Genomic DNA, 13,434 nt, shown 5'->3' on the forward strand with positions numbered 1-13,434 from the left:
AGTGTGAAGCCCACCTCAAGATGAGATTTCCCATTTCTTTAAGAAAGTAAGATCCCTGAGAGAAGATCAGGTAGATAGGTCAGGAGTGGAAGTGCAGTGATGTACGGAGCGGACTGATACTAATCGATCGAGGACTTAACCAAAAATTGATTCACGGTTGTTAGAATGTTTCTGATCCAGTTTTGAGTGAACGACGTTTACTCAATTAAATAGTAGTGTGGTGGCGATAGCGAGAAGGATACACCTGTTCCCATGTCGAACACAGAAGTTAAGCTTCTTAGCGCCGATTGTAGTGAGGGGTTGCCCCTTGTGAGATTAGGACGTCGCCACGCGAACTCATGGAGGTTTAGCTCAGCTGGGAGAGCATCTGCCTTACAAGCAGAGGGTCAGCGGTTCGATCCCGTTAACCTCCATTTGAGCCGTTAGCTCAGTTGGTAGAGCATCTGACTTTTAATCAGAGGGTCACTGGTTCGAGCCCAGTACGGCTCATAAGTATATGCGGGTGTGGCGGAATTGGCAGACGCACTAGATTTAGGATCTAGCGCCTTACGGCGTGGGGGTTCAAGTCCCTTCACCCGCATTTTATTTTTTTGTAGTTGCCGGCTTAGCTCAGTTGGTAGAGCATCTGATTTGTAATCAGAGGGTCGAGGGTTCAAGTCCTTTAGCCGGCATCACGCGGAAATAGCTCAGTGGTAGAGCACCACCTTGCCAAGGTGGGGGTCGCGGGTTCGAACCCCGTTTTCCGCTTTCCTGAAGACCAGGGAAGAACGCCGGGGTGGCGGAACTGGCAGACGCACAGGACTTAAAATCCTGCGGTGAGTGATCACCGTACCGGTTCGATTCCGGTCCTCGGCATTAACTAAATAACGCACCCGTAGCTCAATTGGATAGAGTACTTGACTACGAATCAAGGGGTTAGAGGTTCGAGTCCTCTCGGGTGCATTTCGGGAAGTAGCTCAGCTTGGTAGAGCACTTGGTTTGGGACCAAGGGGTCGCAGGTTCGAATCCTGTCTTCCCGATAGAAATAAAATTTTGGGGCCTTAGCTCAGCTGGGAGAGCGCCTGCTTTGCACGCAGGAGGTCAGCGGTTCGATCCCGCTAGGCTCCATTTTTTATTAATAACGCGGTGTAGCTCAGCTGGCTAGAGCGTCCGGTTCATACCCGGGAGGTCGGGGGTTCGATCCCCTCCGCCGCGATTTTATTCGAGCCAGGACCTTTAGCTCAGTTGGTTAGAGCAGACGGCTCATAACCGTCCGGTCGTAGGTTCGAGTCCTACAAGGTCCATAGTGACTCTTTTATGGAGGATTACCCAAGTCCGGCTGAAGGGAACGGTCTTGAAAACCGTCAGGCGGGTAAAACCGTGCAAGGGTTCGAATCCCTTATCCTCCTTTTAATACTATTATCGCGGGATGGAGCAGTCTGGTAGCTCGTCGGGCTCATAACCCGAAGGTCGTAGGTTCAAATCCTGCTCCCGCAATTAAAAACTAAAAATTACGGTTCCGTGGTGTAGGGGTTAACATGCCTGCCTGTCACGCAGGAGATCGCGGGTTCAAATCCCGTCGGGACCGCCATGCGGGTGTAGTTTAGTGGTAAAACCACAGCCTTCCAAGCTGTTGTCGCGAGTTCGATTCTCGTCACCCGCTTTAGTTTTTAAGAAGGGCCTATAGCTCAGCTGGTTAGAGCGCACGCCTGATAAGCGTGAGGTCGATGGTTCGAGTCCATTTAGGCCCATTAAAATTTATGGCCCGTTGGTCAAGCGGTTAAGACACCGCCCTTTCACGGCGGTAACACGGGTTCGAGTCCCGTACGGGTCATTATTTTTATTTGGAGGATTACCCAAGTCCGGCTGAAGGGAACGGTCTTGAAAACCGTCAGGCGGGTAAAACCGTGCAAGGGTTCGAATCCCTTATCCTCCTTTTAATACTATTATCGCGGGATGGAGCAGTCTGGTAGCTCGTCGGGCTCATAACCCGAAGGTCGTAGGTTCAAATCCTGCTCCCGCAATTAAAAACTAAAAAAATACGGTTCCGTGGTGTAGGGGTTAACATGCCTGCCTGTCACGCAGGAGATCGCGGGTTCAAATCCCGTCGGGACCGCTTCTGGCTCGGTAGCTCAGTTGGTAGAGCAATGGATTGAAGCTCCATGTGTCGGCAGTTCGATTCTGTCCCGCGCCATCAGAATTGCGGGTGTAGTTTAGTGGTAAAACCACAGCCTTCCAAGCTGTTGTCGCGAGTTCGATTCTCGTCACCCGCTTTAGTTTTTAAGAAGGGCCTATAGCTCAGCTGGTTAGAGCGCACGCCTGATAAGCGTGAGGTCGATGGTTCGAGTCCATTTAGGCCCATTAAAAATCTTTTTGGTTTTTGGGGAAGTACTCAAGTGGCTGAAGAGGCGCCCCTGCTAAGGGTGTAGGTCGGGAAACCGGCGCGAGGGTTCAAATCCCTCCTTCTCCGTTTTTTGATATATGGCCCGTTGGTCAAGCGGTTAAGACACCGCCCTTTCACGGCGGTAACACGGGTTCGAGTCCCGTACGGGTCATTTTGAGACGTTTTAAACGTCTCTTTTTTTTGTGGCTCTTCGTCAAATCGTGTTGGTGGAGACAAATTTGAATAAAACTTAGTCCGAAAAAAATAAATGTTTATCTGTTAATTCGAGTAATTTTCTAGTATGATTATCCATTGAGAGACTCCTTTGGTAGGGTGATGTTTTGGTCGACTAAATTTTACCAAAAGTGAGTCTCTTTTTGAGTTGAAACGAAGAAAAAGTGTTGGTAGAAAATCGAAGTCGATTTTTCACCAACACAAAATATTATAGAACCTTTTTTGTTTGAAAACGAATTTCCATAAATTTTCAGGTTTAATGCCGGTTTATTAGTGACAGATGCTATTTTTCTGTTATAATCGAGACGTTGCAAGTTCCCGATAGGCTCTGAAGTATTCAGAGATTCCTTGTAACCGAATAAAAATTAGGGGGAATATTTATAATGGAAGAACGTCGTTTATTTACATCTGAATCAGTTTCAGAAGGACATCCGGATAAGGTTGCTGATCAAATCAGTGATGCTATTTTGGATGCAATTTTAGAAAAGGATCCAAAAGCCAGAGTTGCATGTGAAACGTCTGTAACGACTGGGCTTGTTTTAGTTTTTGGAGAAATCTCTACTTCGGCGTATGTAGATATCCAAAAAGTGGTGCGCGAAACGATTAAACGCATTGGTTATACAGAGTCAAGATTTGGGTTTGATGGTGATAATGTTGCTGTTTTAGTGGCAATCGATGAACAATCACCGGATATTGCACAAGGTGTTGATGATGCTTTAGAAACTCGTGGTAAAGAAGAACTATTGGATGATATCGGTGCTGGAGATCAGGGACTAATGTTTGGTTTTGCGGTGAATGAGACGCCTGAACTAATGCCACTGCCTATTTCATTGAGTCATCATTTAGTGAAACGTTTAGCTGATTTGCGCAAATCTGGCGAGGTAGCTTATTTTGGTCCAGATGCAAAGTCTCAAGTGACTGTTGAATATGATGAAAACGGGAAACCATTGCGTGTTGATACAGTTGTTATCAGTACTCAACACAATGATGCTGTTGATAACGAGACGATTCAAAAAGATGTCATGGAAAAAGTAATCAAACATGAAATTTCTGCTGAATTATTGGATGATAAAACGAAATATTTTATTAATCCCACAGGTCGTTTTGTGATTGGTGGGCCTCAAGGGGATGCGGGATTGACTGGACGTAAAATAATCGTTGATACTTATGGTGGTTATTCACGTCACGGAGGCGGTGCTTTTTCTGGGAAAGATGCAACTAAAGTAGACCGTTCTGCATCTTATGCGGCTCGTTATATTGCGAAAAATATTGTGGCTGCTGGTTTAGCAGAAAAAGTAGAGGTGCAGCTTGCTTATGCGATTGGCGTGGCACAGCCTGTTTCTATTTCAGTCAATACCTTCGGAACAGCAAAGGTTACTGAAGAAGCATTGATTGGTGCTATTCGTGAAAACTTCGATTTGCGTCCGGCAGGAATTATCGAAATGCTTGATTTGTTACGTCCAATCTATAGCGACACAGCCGCTTATGGACATTTTGGTCGAACAGATGTGGATCTTCCTTGGGAGCATATTGATAAAGTCGATGCGTTGAAGAAAAGCTTGAATCTAGAATAAATCGTACAGACATAAAATGTTTATGGAGTTCACGAGGCGGTTTCTATTGATCATTGATTGATAGGACTGTCTCTTTTTTTAGGCATTTTTGTTCTGCCTTATGAGAAATAAGTTATACTTCTATGTTAAAGTAACTAGAGATTGAAAAATAGATTTGGAGGAAAAAATGAATAGAAAAACAAATGTGAAGGTTGTGACTGCTGGAATATTTATCGCGACATTTATGTCTGCAATTGAAGGTACAATCGTGACGACGGCCATGCCGACGATCGTGGGTAGTTTACATGGAATTGAAATTATGAACTGGGTATTTTCCATCTATTTATTAACAAATGCAATGATTACACCGATCTATGGAAAATTGGCAGATAAGATTGGTAGAAAACCAATTTTTATTGTTGGTATTTTATTATTTGTTTTAGGCTCGGCATTATGCGGGATGTCTAATGAAATGTTGACGTTGATTATTGCTCGTGGGATTCAAGGAATCGGTGCTGGAGCGATTATGCCCGTGTCTTTGACAATTATTGCCGATCTCTATGATATTGAAAAACGGGCCAAGGTTTTGGGGCTGACGAGTGCGGCTTGGGGCGTTGCTAGTGTTTTTGGTCCTTTAGCTGGTGGCTTGATCGTAGATACGATTGGGTGGCATTGGATTTTCTTTATTAACGTACCAATTGGATTGGCTTTGATCGGTTTGCTGCAATATTTCTTTATTGAAGAGAAAAAAGAGCATCAAGCAAAAAAGATGGATATGTTCGGAAGCTTGTTCTTGATGCTGACACTTTTAAGCTTATTATTAGGTTTTCAACTGCTAGGTGATGAAGGTCTTTCGTTATCAGTTATTGCTTTATTTGCAGTGAGTATTTTCTCATTGATACTCTTTATTCGAACAGAAAAACGAGCAGAAGATCCTGTAATAAATTTGAAGCTGTTCAATAACAAGACATTTGCTAGTGTGAATGTTGTCGCGGCTCTAATTAGCGGATTTTTAATGGGATTGGATGTGTATATTCCTATGTGGATGCAGGGAGTCTTAGGAAAGCCAGCCGGAATTGGTGGTTTGGTCTTAGCGCCGATGTCGATTGTATGGATGTACGGGTCCTTTTTATCAGGTCAATTATTACGTAAGTATTCAGCAAAATGGATTATCGTTAGCGGATTGATTATTATCTTGATCGGTGGAGGAACATTAGTGGTATTGCCGCAACAAAGTCCTTTTTGGCTATTTTTCATCATTATGGGTGTCTTAGGTGTTGGTTACGGATTATCCGTTACAACGACAACGGTGGAAGCGCAGGCCAGTGTACCGAAGGAAGAAATCGGGGTGGCAACCTCTTTCAATACGCTTTCTCGTACAATCGGTCAAACAGTCATGGTTTCACTTTTTGGAATTATTTTGAACGTTGCGAACGTGCAGCAGCTAACAAAAGCTGGGATCACGGATCTGGATATCATGAATCGTTTGATTAATCCTCATACGGCTTTACAGATTGAGTCGAACTTGCGAATGGAACTACGTAATATTCTTTTTACCAGCCTTCATTGGATATATTTTGTTGGGTTATTGCTGATTATTTTTGCATTGATTTTTAGCTTTATGGTTGGCAAACAAACGAGAAGTGTTAAACTGAATGAAGAATAAAGAACTGGGGGATCTAGCTGAATGGCTTTTTTACAGGTGAATGTCTACTCGAATGTTTTACAAATGGAAGTAGCAATGAACGTGATTTTGCCACAAACGACGCATAAGAAGATTGGAACGGAAACTATTGGTGTAAATGAAGATGTTCCGGTCTTATATTTATTACACGGTATGGGCGGCAATCATAGTGTCTGGGAACGCCGGACTTCGATCGAGCGATATGTGGCTGAATATCAGATGGCAGTGGTGATGCCTTCGACGGATCTTGGGTTTTATACTGATACAACGTATGATATGAACTATTGGACGTTTGTTTCGGAGGAATTGCCAACGATTGTCCATGAGCTCTTTCCACAATTGACTCATAAACGAGAAAAAACTTTTGCAGCTGGGTTATCCATGGGTGGCTATGGTGCATTGAAACTAGGCTTGGCAAAACCAGAGAATTTTGCCGCGGTGGCTTCTTTATCGGGGGCAGTGGTTTTATCCGATGTAGAAAGTTTATTGCTGGTACGAAATGAAGCTTATTGGAAAGGAATCTTCGGGCCCTTGGATCAAATCAAAGGTTCAAAAAATGATCCTTTGCGATTATTGGATGAACTGGTTGATAGCGGAAAGACAGCACCACGCTTTTTCTTGGCCTGTGGAACAGAAGATGATTTGTACCCGGCTAGTCAATACATGGCTCATAAAATGAAACAAAAGAACCTCAATGTAACCTTTGAAGAAGGAACTGGGAAACATGATTGGGTATTTTGGGATACTTGGATCAAGCGTGTTCTAGAATGGTTGAATGAAAAGAGTGACTGATCGTTTTTGATCAGTCACTCTTTTTAGGTATATATGTTGTAGCAGATGATAGTGTTCAATATGAAATAGCTTCTACGCACAATAAAATCGGTGGATTATTCTTTTGATTGATAAATTGATAATTTAATACGCTGAATTTTTCCTGCGGTAATGCTCGGCAATAATGCAGGACTTCGTTTTTTTCAGCTTCTCCACCTTCGTGTCCATAATAAATGACGATGATCATGCGACCACCAATGGTTAACCGTTTTAGAATGGCTGACATGGCTTGTTTGGTCGTTTCGGGCAAGGTGACGATCTGTTTATCGCTTTTTGGTAGGTAGCCGAGGTTAAAAATTGCGGCTTTAATTGGTTGGTCAGCTGAGATTTTTTCTTCAATCGTTTCATGTCCAGCAAGATATAGCGTTGTGCGCTCGCTATAGTCAGAAATTTTGTCACGAGTATTTTGTAACGCTTGCTCTTGGATATCGAAGGCGTAAACTTGACCGGTTGTACCGACGAGTTCTGCTAGAAATAACGTGTCATTGCCATTGCCCATCGTAGCGTCAATGACGTGATCACCTTCGTTTACTATTTCCTTCAGCAATTGATGACTATACCGCAGAGCTGTTAGCAGCATGAGTAAACGCCCCTTGTATATTAGAGTTAGGGTTTTAACCTTCCGGTTTTGATTGGATAACCCTATGAACCATCGTTATTTTAATTTGGTATTAACTCATTTCTTTTGAGATAATATATTTATTGGATTGAGAGGCTAAGCCGTTCCCCCCTTGGGTCATTGAACCCGCACTCGAGAGACTGGCTCCTCTCTCTGATAAGTGGATTGCGTATGAGTTAGATGTTGAAAGTCCTTACTTTACTCCGTATCTCGTACAAGGTAGTGACGCTTTTCAGTTGAGTGGATTTCAATCCAAAATTCTTTTTTTGAAAGGTCAGATATACATGTACTTTTTAGGCATTGATATCGGTAAACGCACTCACGTTGCTTCTATCATGAACGAGGAAGGAAAGGTATTACTAAAAGGTTTTTCATTTCCTAACACCACTGAAGGAGCAGAGTCATTAATTGAGCGAATGGTCGACTATTCCGGAGCACCCAGTGACTTTGTTATAGGGATGGAAGCCACGGGGCACTATTGGCTGTCCATCTTTTCATACCTTCACGAATCAGATTATTTGATTCACGTTGTGAATCCCCTTCAAACAGACGGATGGCGTAAAGGTACAGAAATACGGAAACGAAAAAACGATATTATTGATTCTGTTTTGATTGCTGACTTAATGCGCTATGGCTCATTTGTCGAAACGGTCTTATCCGATGAAAATGTTTTTTCTTTGAAACAACTTTCTCGTTACCGAACTTATTTAGTAGGTACAGCGAGCGACTTCAAAAGAAAAATTATAGCCGTATTGGATCAAGTCTTTCCAGAATACGCGACGATTTTTACCAAGCAGGGCGTTTTCGGAAAAGCTTCTAAAGAGTTATTGCTGGCGTTTAGTGCCCCGATCGACTTAGAAAACATTTCCTCAGAAACTTTGGCCCAATACTTAGCTGAGTTAAGCAGGAACCGAATCAAGGCAGAAAAAGCGGACCAATTGAAGCAAGCAGCTTCTAACTCCTTTGGAGTAAAATTTGCTCAAGAAGCGTTCACCTTCCAACTACGTTCAATGATTGAACAATTAAAATTCATTGAAAGCCAAATAAAGGAAACGGAAAGAGAAATCAAGCACATAATGGACACTTTAAATTCTGTTATTCTCACAATTCCTGGAATTGGTCCTATAAACGGTGCGACTATTCTTGGTGAGATCGGAGATATTCAAAAATTTTCTAACCCGAAAAAACTCGTTGCTTACGCTGGGATAGACGCTTCCGTGACACAATCAGGGCAATATGAGGCAACGCATAATGTTATGAGTAAACGAGGGTCTCCATATTTGCGAAAAGCCTTGTTTTCGGCGGCTTTAGTAGCTTCTCAATGTGATCCTGTTTTTAGTGCGTTTTACCAGAAAAAAGTTTCCGAAGGAAAACATCATCTAACTGCCTTAGGTGCGGTTTCTCGTAAGCTTTGTTACGTGATTCATGCTATTTTGACTAAAAACGAGCCTTATATAATTGTTTCTGATTAGCTATTGAACATTCAAAAAAACTAATGGTAAGAAGCTTATTTGTTGTACCCTTTTTTCGGAATTATCTGTTATAAAATATTTTTTGATTTGGCTAATTTTTACTTGACTCTATATAGTTAGTCTCTCAAAGCAAATTTTCCTTGATAGGAATCACGACGAATCAATTCTTGATCGATCGCGTTTAAGACTTCCCATTTTTTTAAACTCCACATGGGACCAATTAATGAATCCCACGGAGCATCACCGGTCAAACGATGAATAATAATTTCTTGAGGAATCAGCTCTAATTGATCGCAAATGACAGAAACATAATCGTCTTTGCTCATCAGTTGTAAATGACCTTCTGCGTAATCCCGCAGCATTTTGGTATTACGCATCAAATGCAGAAGATGTAGTTTGATTCCTTGAATATCGGAATCTAAAATCGTTCGGCGAACATTTTCCCGCATCATCTCTAATGACTCATCGGGCAGACCATTGATTAAGTGAGTGCAAACATTGATATTATGTTTACGTAGACGCGCGACTGCATCCACATAAGTTGGATAGTCGTGAGCCCGATTAATCTTATCACTAGTACTTTCATAGGTTGTTTGCAGGCCCAATTCAACCCAAAGATATAAACGTTGATTCAATTCAGCTAAATAGTCCACCACGTCTGGCGGCAAACAGTCGGGACGAGTACCAACAGATAACCCAACGACACCAGGAAGATTGACAACCTGCTCAAAGCGTTCGCGGATTACTTCTACAGGGGCGTGGGTATTTGTAAAATTTTGAAAGTAAACGATGTATTGATCGACATGGGGCCATTTTTGATGCATCATGTCGATTTCTTTATAAAACTGTTGAGGCAGCGGATCGCTTGGTGCAACAATCATATCACCAGAACCAGAAACGCTGCAAAATGTACAGCCGCCATGTGCAACCGTACCATCACGGTTGGGACAATCAAAACCGCCATCAACGGGGACTTTAAAGATTTTTCCGCCAAATTGCTGGCGTAAGGCGTAATTCCAAGAATGGTAACGTTTGGTTGGATCGTCAGTATATTGAAAAGTCATTTAATTTCTCCTAATCGTTTTTAGATCATAGATTAATTTTTTCTGTTTGTAATAAGGATACGTGAATAGTAGCCAACTGCTACCAAAAAGCATTCCAGCGAGGACGTCGCTTGGATAATGAACACCAAGATAGATACGGCTGATTATAATACTTAGAATCAATAAACCAACGACGATCTGAGCAGTCAAACGTGGTGTTTTTTCTTTGAAGAATAGAGCCATAACAAAAATCAATGTACCATATAATAAGGTACTAGCTGTTGCGTGACCACTAGGAAAACTAAAGCTGTGCTCTGTCACCATGTGGGGCAAGATCGTTGGGCGCGCTCGATGAAAGAAAAGTTTCAGCAGATGATTGCCGATACCACTAATCAATGCCATAGTAATGGCTAACCAAAGGGCCGTAATCTTTTGTTTATTGAAATAGAATAAACCAACAAATACCAATGTTAAGATGACAACGGTAATTGGATTAGCAAATTTTGTCACCCATAAAAAATAGCCGTTCATCTGCGGATACAGCTGATGGACCGCATGGATGATACTCCGATCAAAACCATTTAATGTTTCTGGATAAAAACGGACGATGTAACACAGTGCCGCAAAAAACAGCAGGGTAAAACTGCCGATTAATTGATAGATTGATTTATTTTTCATTGTTTTCTCTGATTCATCCTTTCTAAACAGAAGTATTATATCATGTTTTGACTAAGGGACAATTTATTCAACGATTTCTTAAAGGGAATTCAATTGAATATTGTTTTGGAATCTGCTAAGATGAAACTACTTTGAATATTGTTGCTTGGAAGAGGAGTAGTAGAAACGAACGCATTTCAGAGAGCGCACGGTGCTGAGAGTGTGTATGCGAGACATTCGAACTTACCTTGGAGCATGATCGAATGATCCGGTTAAAGACCGTTATTTCTTTTGAGGTCTGTCGTTTGACAGATAAAAATAGGTGGTACCACGTTGATAACGTCCTATGAGAGTTTTGAGAACTTTCATGGGATTTTTTTGTAGTTAAAAATGATGAAATCAATTTAGGAGGAACAACATGAGTTACGATCACAAAGCGATTGAAAAAAAATGGCAAAAATATTGGGCAAAGCATAATGTCTTTAATACCACAGATGATCCTGAAAAACCAAAATTTTACGCGTTGGATATGTTTCCTTACCCATCTGGACAAGGACTACATGTAGGACACCCAGAGGGCTATACAGCGACGGATGTCATTTCACGGATGAAACGGGCGCAAGGTTATAATGTACTGCATCCGATGGGCTGGGATGCCTTTGGTCTGCCGGCTGAACAATACGCGTTAGATACTGGTAATGATCCTGCGGAATTTACCAAGAAAAATATTGAAACCTTTAAACGTCAAATCAATGCATTGGGGTTCAGTTATGACTGGAATCGAGAATTAAATACTACAGATCCTGATTACTATAAATGGACACAATGGATTTTTGAACAGATGTATGAAAAAGGTTTGGCTTATGAAGCGGAAGTTCCTGTCAACTGGGTACCTGAACTAGGTACAGTTATTTCCAATGAAGAAGTTATTGATGGGAAAAGTGAACGTGGCGGCTATGATGTCATCCGTAAACCAATGCGTCAATGGATGCTGAAAATCACCGCCTATGCGGATCGCTTGCTGGATGATTTGGAAGATCTTGATTGGCCAGAAAGTATCAAAGAGATGCAGCGTAACTGGATCGGTCGTTCAATTGGTGCAAATGTACGTTTTAAAATTGAAAATAGTGAGGAAACATTTACCGTCTTTACTACACGCCCTGACACGTTATTCGGAGCAACCTATGCAGTGTTGGCACCAGAATTAGAATTGGTTCAAAAAATTACGACATCTGAACAAAAAACAGCAGTGGATGCTTATATTGAAGAAGCTTCCAAAAAGTCAGATCTAAAACGAACAGACTTAGCAAAAGAAAAAACGGGCGTCTTCACTGGTGCCTACGCTATTAATCCAGTAAACGGTGAAAAAATGCCAATCTGGATTGGGGATTATGTATTAGCTTCTTACGGAACGGGTGCGATTATGGCAGTTCCGGCTCATGACGAACGAGATTATGAATTTGCGAAAACATTTGGTTTGCCGATCATTCCTGTACTTGAAGGCGGAGATGTAGATAAAGAAGCCTTCACTGGAGATGGTCCGCATATCAATTCAGAATTCTTGGATGGACTAAATAAACAAGACGCCATCGATAAAATGCTAGCTTGGCTTGAAGAACATGAATGCGGGAAAAAAGAAATTAGCTACCGCTTGCGTGACTGGTTGTTCTCACGTCAACGCTATTGGGGTGAACCTATTCCTGTTATCCATTGGGAAGACGGTACAACTGGTTTAGTTCCTGATTACGAATTGCCGTTGGAATTGCCGAAAACAACAGATATCAAACCAAGTGGAACAGGCGAATCACCGCTAGCAAATATTGAAGAGTGGGTCAATGTCGTTGATCCCATCACTGGTAAAAAAGGCCGTCGTGAAACCAATACGATGCCACAGTGGGCAGGAAGCTCTTGGTATTACTTGCGCTTTATTGATCCGCATAATAAAGAAGCTTTGGCAGACTATGACAAACTAAAACGTTGGATGCCTGTCGATCTTTATATTGGTGGCGCTGAGCATGCCGTATTGCATTTGTTGTATGTTCGTTTTTGGCATAAATTCTTATACGATATCGGCGTTGTGCCAACGAATGAACCATTCCAAAAATTATACAATCAAGGCATGATCTTAGGTCAAAGCTTCCGTGACAGCCGCGGTGCTCTAGTACCAACGAACATGGTTGAAAAACGTGATGGAAAATGGTTCAGTATTGAAACAGGCGAAGAATTAGAAGAAGCCCCTGCGAAAATGAGTAAATCATTGAAAAATGTTGTCAATCCAGATGATGTCGTAGATAAATATGGTGCTGATACATTACGTATGTATGAAATGTTCATGGGACCATTGGATGCTCAGATTCCTTGGAGTGAAAACGGTCTTGAAGGTTCACGTAAATTCTTGGATCGCGTGTGGCGTTTGATTGTGGATGAAGAAGGCAAGATGCGTGATCATATCACCACCTTCAACGATGGCTCATTGACAAAGGTTTACAATCAAACTGTTAAAAAAGTGACAGAAGACATGGAGAACTTGCATTTAAACACCGCAATTTCTCAATTGATGGTCTTCGTAAATGATGCCTATAAAGCAAAAGCATTAACATATGAATATGTCGAAGGCTTTGTACAATTACTAGCTCCGATTGCACCGCATATTGCTGAAGAGCTGTGGGCGATCTTAGGACATGAAGGCGGTATTTCTCACGTAGCTTGGCCAACCTATGATGAAGAAGCCTTGGTTGAAAATGAGATCGAAGTCATTCTACAGGTTAACGGCAAGGTTCGTTCTAAAGTAATGGTAGCTGTTGATATGGCTAAAGATGAATTAGAAAAAATGGCGATGGAAGATGAACATATCCAACGCAATATCGAAGGAAAAACGGTTCGTAAAGTGATTGTCGTACCGAACAAATTAGTCAATATTGTAGCAAATTAATTTTGATGCTCCGCATGTTAATGCGGAGCATTTTTAGGTGCGGACAA

At 41.9% G+C, this 13,434-nt stretch carries 8 protein-coding genes, 25 tRNA genes, 2 rRNA genes, 1 riboswitch and 1 other annotated feature (1 of these 37 cut by a window edge); of the genes, 32 read left to right on the plus strand and 3 right to left on the minus strand.

Features of this window, described 5'->3' with window-relative positions; genetic code table 11:
* The 30 genes from AUF14_RS15115 to AUF14_RS15260 all read left to right on the plus strand — a co-directional run.
* Positions 1–143: ribosomal RNA gene (locus AUF14_RS15115) — 23S ribosomal RNA — on the plus strand (it extends 2,769 nt beyond the left edge of the window).
* 73 nt (positions 144–216) lie between these two features.
* Positions 217–332 (plus strand): 5S ribosomal RNA (gene rrf, locus AUF14_RS15120).
* 8 nt (positions 333–340) lie between these two features.
* Positions 341–413: transfer RNA gene (locus AUF14_RS15125), tRNA-Val, on the plus strand.
* Between the two features lie 3 nt (positions 414–416).
* Positions 417–489, plus strand: a tRNA-Lys gene (locus AUF14_RS15130).
* 9 nt (positions 490–498) lie between these two features.
* A tRNA-Leu gene (locus tag AUF14_RS15135) sits at positions 499–580 on the plus strand.
* Positions 581–598: 18 nt separating this feature from the next.
* Positions 599–671: transfer RNA gene (locus AUF14_RS15140), tRNA-Thr, on the plus strand.
* A 4-nt stretch (positions 672–675) separates the two neighbouring features.
* Positions 676–747: transfer RNA gene (locus AUF14_RS15145), tRNA-Gly, on the plus strand.
* Between the two features lie 22 nt (positions 748–769).
* Positions 770–855: transfer RNA gene (locus AUF14_RS15150), tRNA-Leu, on the plus strand.
* Positions 856–868: 13 nt separating this feature from the next.
* Positions 869–942: transfer RNA gene (locus AUF14_RS15155), tRNA-Arg, on the plus strand.
* 3 nt (positions 943–945) lie between these two features.
* Positions 946–1,019, plus strand: a tRNA-Pro gene (locus tag AUF14_RS15160).
* 15 nt (positions 1,020–1,034) lie between these two features.
* Positions 1,035–1,107 (plus strand) — tRNA-Ala (locus AUF14_RS15165).
* 14 nt (positions 1,108–1,121) lie between these two features.
* A tRNA-Met gene (locus tag AUF14_RS15170) sits at positions 1,122–1,195 on the plus strand.
* Between the two features lie 14 nt (positions 1,196–1,209).
* Positions 1,210–1,283, plus strand: a tRNA-Ile gene (locus tag AUF14_RS15175).
* A 15-nt stretch (positions 1,284–1,298) separates the two neighbouring features.
* Positions 1,299–1,388: transfer RNA gene (locus AUF14_RS15180), tRNA-Ser, on the plus strand.
* A 14-nt stretch (positions 1,389–1,402) separates the two neighbouring features.
* Positions 1,403–1,476: transfer RNA gene (locus AUF14_RS15185), tRNA-Met, on the plus strand.
* Positions 1,477–1,494: 18 nt separating this feature from the next.
* A tRNA-Asp gene (locus AUF14_RS15190) sits at positions 1,495–1,570 on the plus strand.
* 1 nt (position 1,571) lies between these two features.
* Positions 1,572–1,642: transfer RNA gene (locus tag AUF14_RS15195), tRNA-Gly, on the plus strand.
* 14 nt (positions 1,643–1,656) lie between these two features.
* Positions 1,657–1,730 (plus strand) — tRNA-Ile (locus AUF14_RS15200).
* 11 nt (positions 1,731–1,741) lie between these two features.
* Positions 1,742–1,813 (plus strand) — tRNA-Glu (locus AUF14_RS15205).
* A 12-nt stretch (positions 1,814–1,825) separates the two neighbouring features.
* Positions 1,826–1,915: transfer RNA gene (locus tag AUF14_RS15210), tRNA-Ser, on the plus strand.
* Positions 1,916–1,929: 14 nt separating this feature from the next.
* Positions 1,930–2,003, plus strand: a tRNA-Met gene (locus AUF14_RS15215).
* A 19-nt stretch (positions 2,004–2,022) separates the two neighbouring features.
* Positions 2,023–2,095 (plus strand) — tRNA-Asp (locus AUF14_RS15220).
* A gap of 5 nt (positions 2,096–2,100) precedes the next feature.
* Positions 2,101–2,173: transfer RNA gene (locus tag AUF14_RS15225), tRNA-Phe, on the plus strand.
* 8 nt (positions 2,174–2,181) lie between these two features.
* Positions 2,182–2,252 (plus strand) — tRNA-Gly (locus AUF14_RS15230).
* Positions 2,253–2,266: 14 nt separating this feature from the next.
* Positions 2,267–2,340, plus strand: a tRNA-Ile gene (locus AUF14_RS15235).
* 21 nt (positions 2,341–2,361) lie between these two features.
* Positions 2,362–2,449, plus strand: a tRNA-Ser gene (locus AUF14_RS15240).
* Positions 2,450–2,462: 13 nt separating this feature from the next.
* A tRNA-Glu gene (locus AUF14_RS15245) sits at positions 2,463–2,534 on the plus strand.
* A 365-nt stretch (positions 2,535–2,899) separates the two neighbouring features.
* A riboswitch (SMK box riboswitch) is annotated at positions 2,900–2,982 on the plus strand.
* A complete protein-coding gene (metK, locus tag AUF14_RS15250) occupies positions 2,980–4,170 on the plus strand; it encodes a methionine adenosyltransferase (RefSeq protein ID WP_049219081.1) in 1,191 nt (396 codons plus the stop codon). It overlaps the preceding riboswitch by 3 nt.
* A gap of 166 nt (positions 4,171–4,336) precedes the next feature.
* Positions 4,337–5,815, plus strand: a complete 1,479-nt coding sequence (locus tag AUF14_RS15255; protein WP_049219079.1) for an MDR family MFS transporter — start codon at positions 4,337–4,339, stop codon at positions 5,813–5,815.
* Positions 5,816–5,836: 21 nt separating this feature from the next.
* Positions 5,837–6,625 carry an alpha/beta hydrolase gene (locus AUF14_RS15260; RefSeq protein ID WP_049219077.1) on the plus strand — a complete coding sequence of 263 codons (789 nt, stop codon included), beginning with the start codon at positions 5,837–5,839 and terminating at the stop codon, positions 6,623–6,625.
* A gap of 55 nt (positions 6,626–6,680) precedes the next feature.
* On the opposite strand, the gene AUF14_RS15265 is transcribed toward AUF14_RS15260, so the two are convergent.
* Complete coding sequence (locus tag AUF14_RS15265; RefSeq protein WP_049219076.1) at positions 6,681–7,244, minus strand: tRNA (mnm(5)s(2)U34)-methyltransferase; 564 nt, start codon at positions 7,242–7,244, stop codon at positions 6,681–6,683.
* 323 nt (positions 7,245–7,567) lie between these two features.
* On the opposite strand from AUF14_RS15265, the gene AUF14_RS15270 reads away from it, so the two are divergent.
* Positions 7,568–8,755, plus strand: coding sequence for an IS110 family RNA-guided transposase (locus tag AUF14_RS15270; RefSeq protein ID WP_002297293.1), 1,188 nt, complete (start codon positions 7,568–7,570; stop codon positions 8,753–8,755).
* 116 nt (positions 8,756–8,871) lie between these two features.
* On the opposite strand, the gene AUF14_RS15275 is transcribed toward AUF14_RS15270, so the two are convergent.
* Positions 8,872–9,819 carry a TIGR01212 family radical SAM protein gene (locus AUF14_RS15275; protein ID WP_102866110.1) on the minus strand — a complete coding sequence of 316 codons (948 nt, stop codon included), beginning with the start codon at positions 9,817–9,819 and terminating at the stop codon, positions 8,872–8,874.
* Positions 9,820–10,476 (minus strand): phosphatase PAP2 family protein, encoded by a 657-nt coding sequence (locus AUF14_RS15280; RefSeq protein WP_049219071.1) that lies wholly within the window; start codon positions 10,474–10,476, stop codon positions 9,820–9,822.
* A gap of 137 nt (positions 10,477–10,613) precedes the next feature.
* Positions 10,614–10,805 (plus strand) — a binding site (T-box leader).
* 68 nt (positions 10,806–10,873) lie between these two features.
* Between AUF14_RS15280 and leuS the strand changes: the two genes are divergently transcribed.
* Positions 10,874–13,387 (plus strand): leucine--tRNA ligase, encoded by a 2,514-nt coding sequence (leuS, locus tag AUF14_RS15285; RefSeq protein WP_049219069.1) that lies wholly within the window; start codon positions 10,874–10,876, stop codon positions 13,385–13,387.
* Positions 13,388–13,434: the final 47 nt, after the last annotated feature.

The organism is Enterococcus avium (assembly GCF_002891025.1).
In the GTDB taxonomy this organism is placed as follows: Bacteria; Bacillota; Bacilli; order Lactobacillales; family Enterococcaceae; genus Enterococcus_A; species Enterococcus_A avium.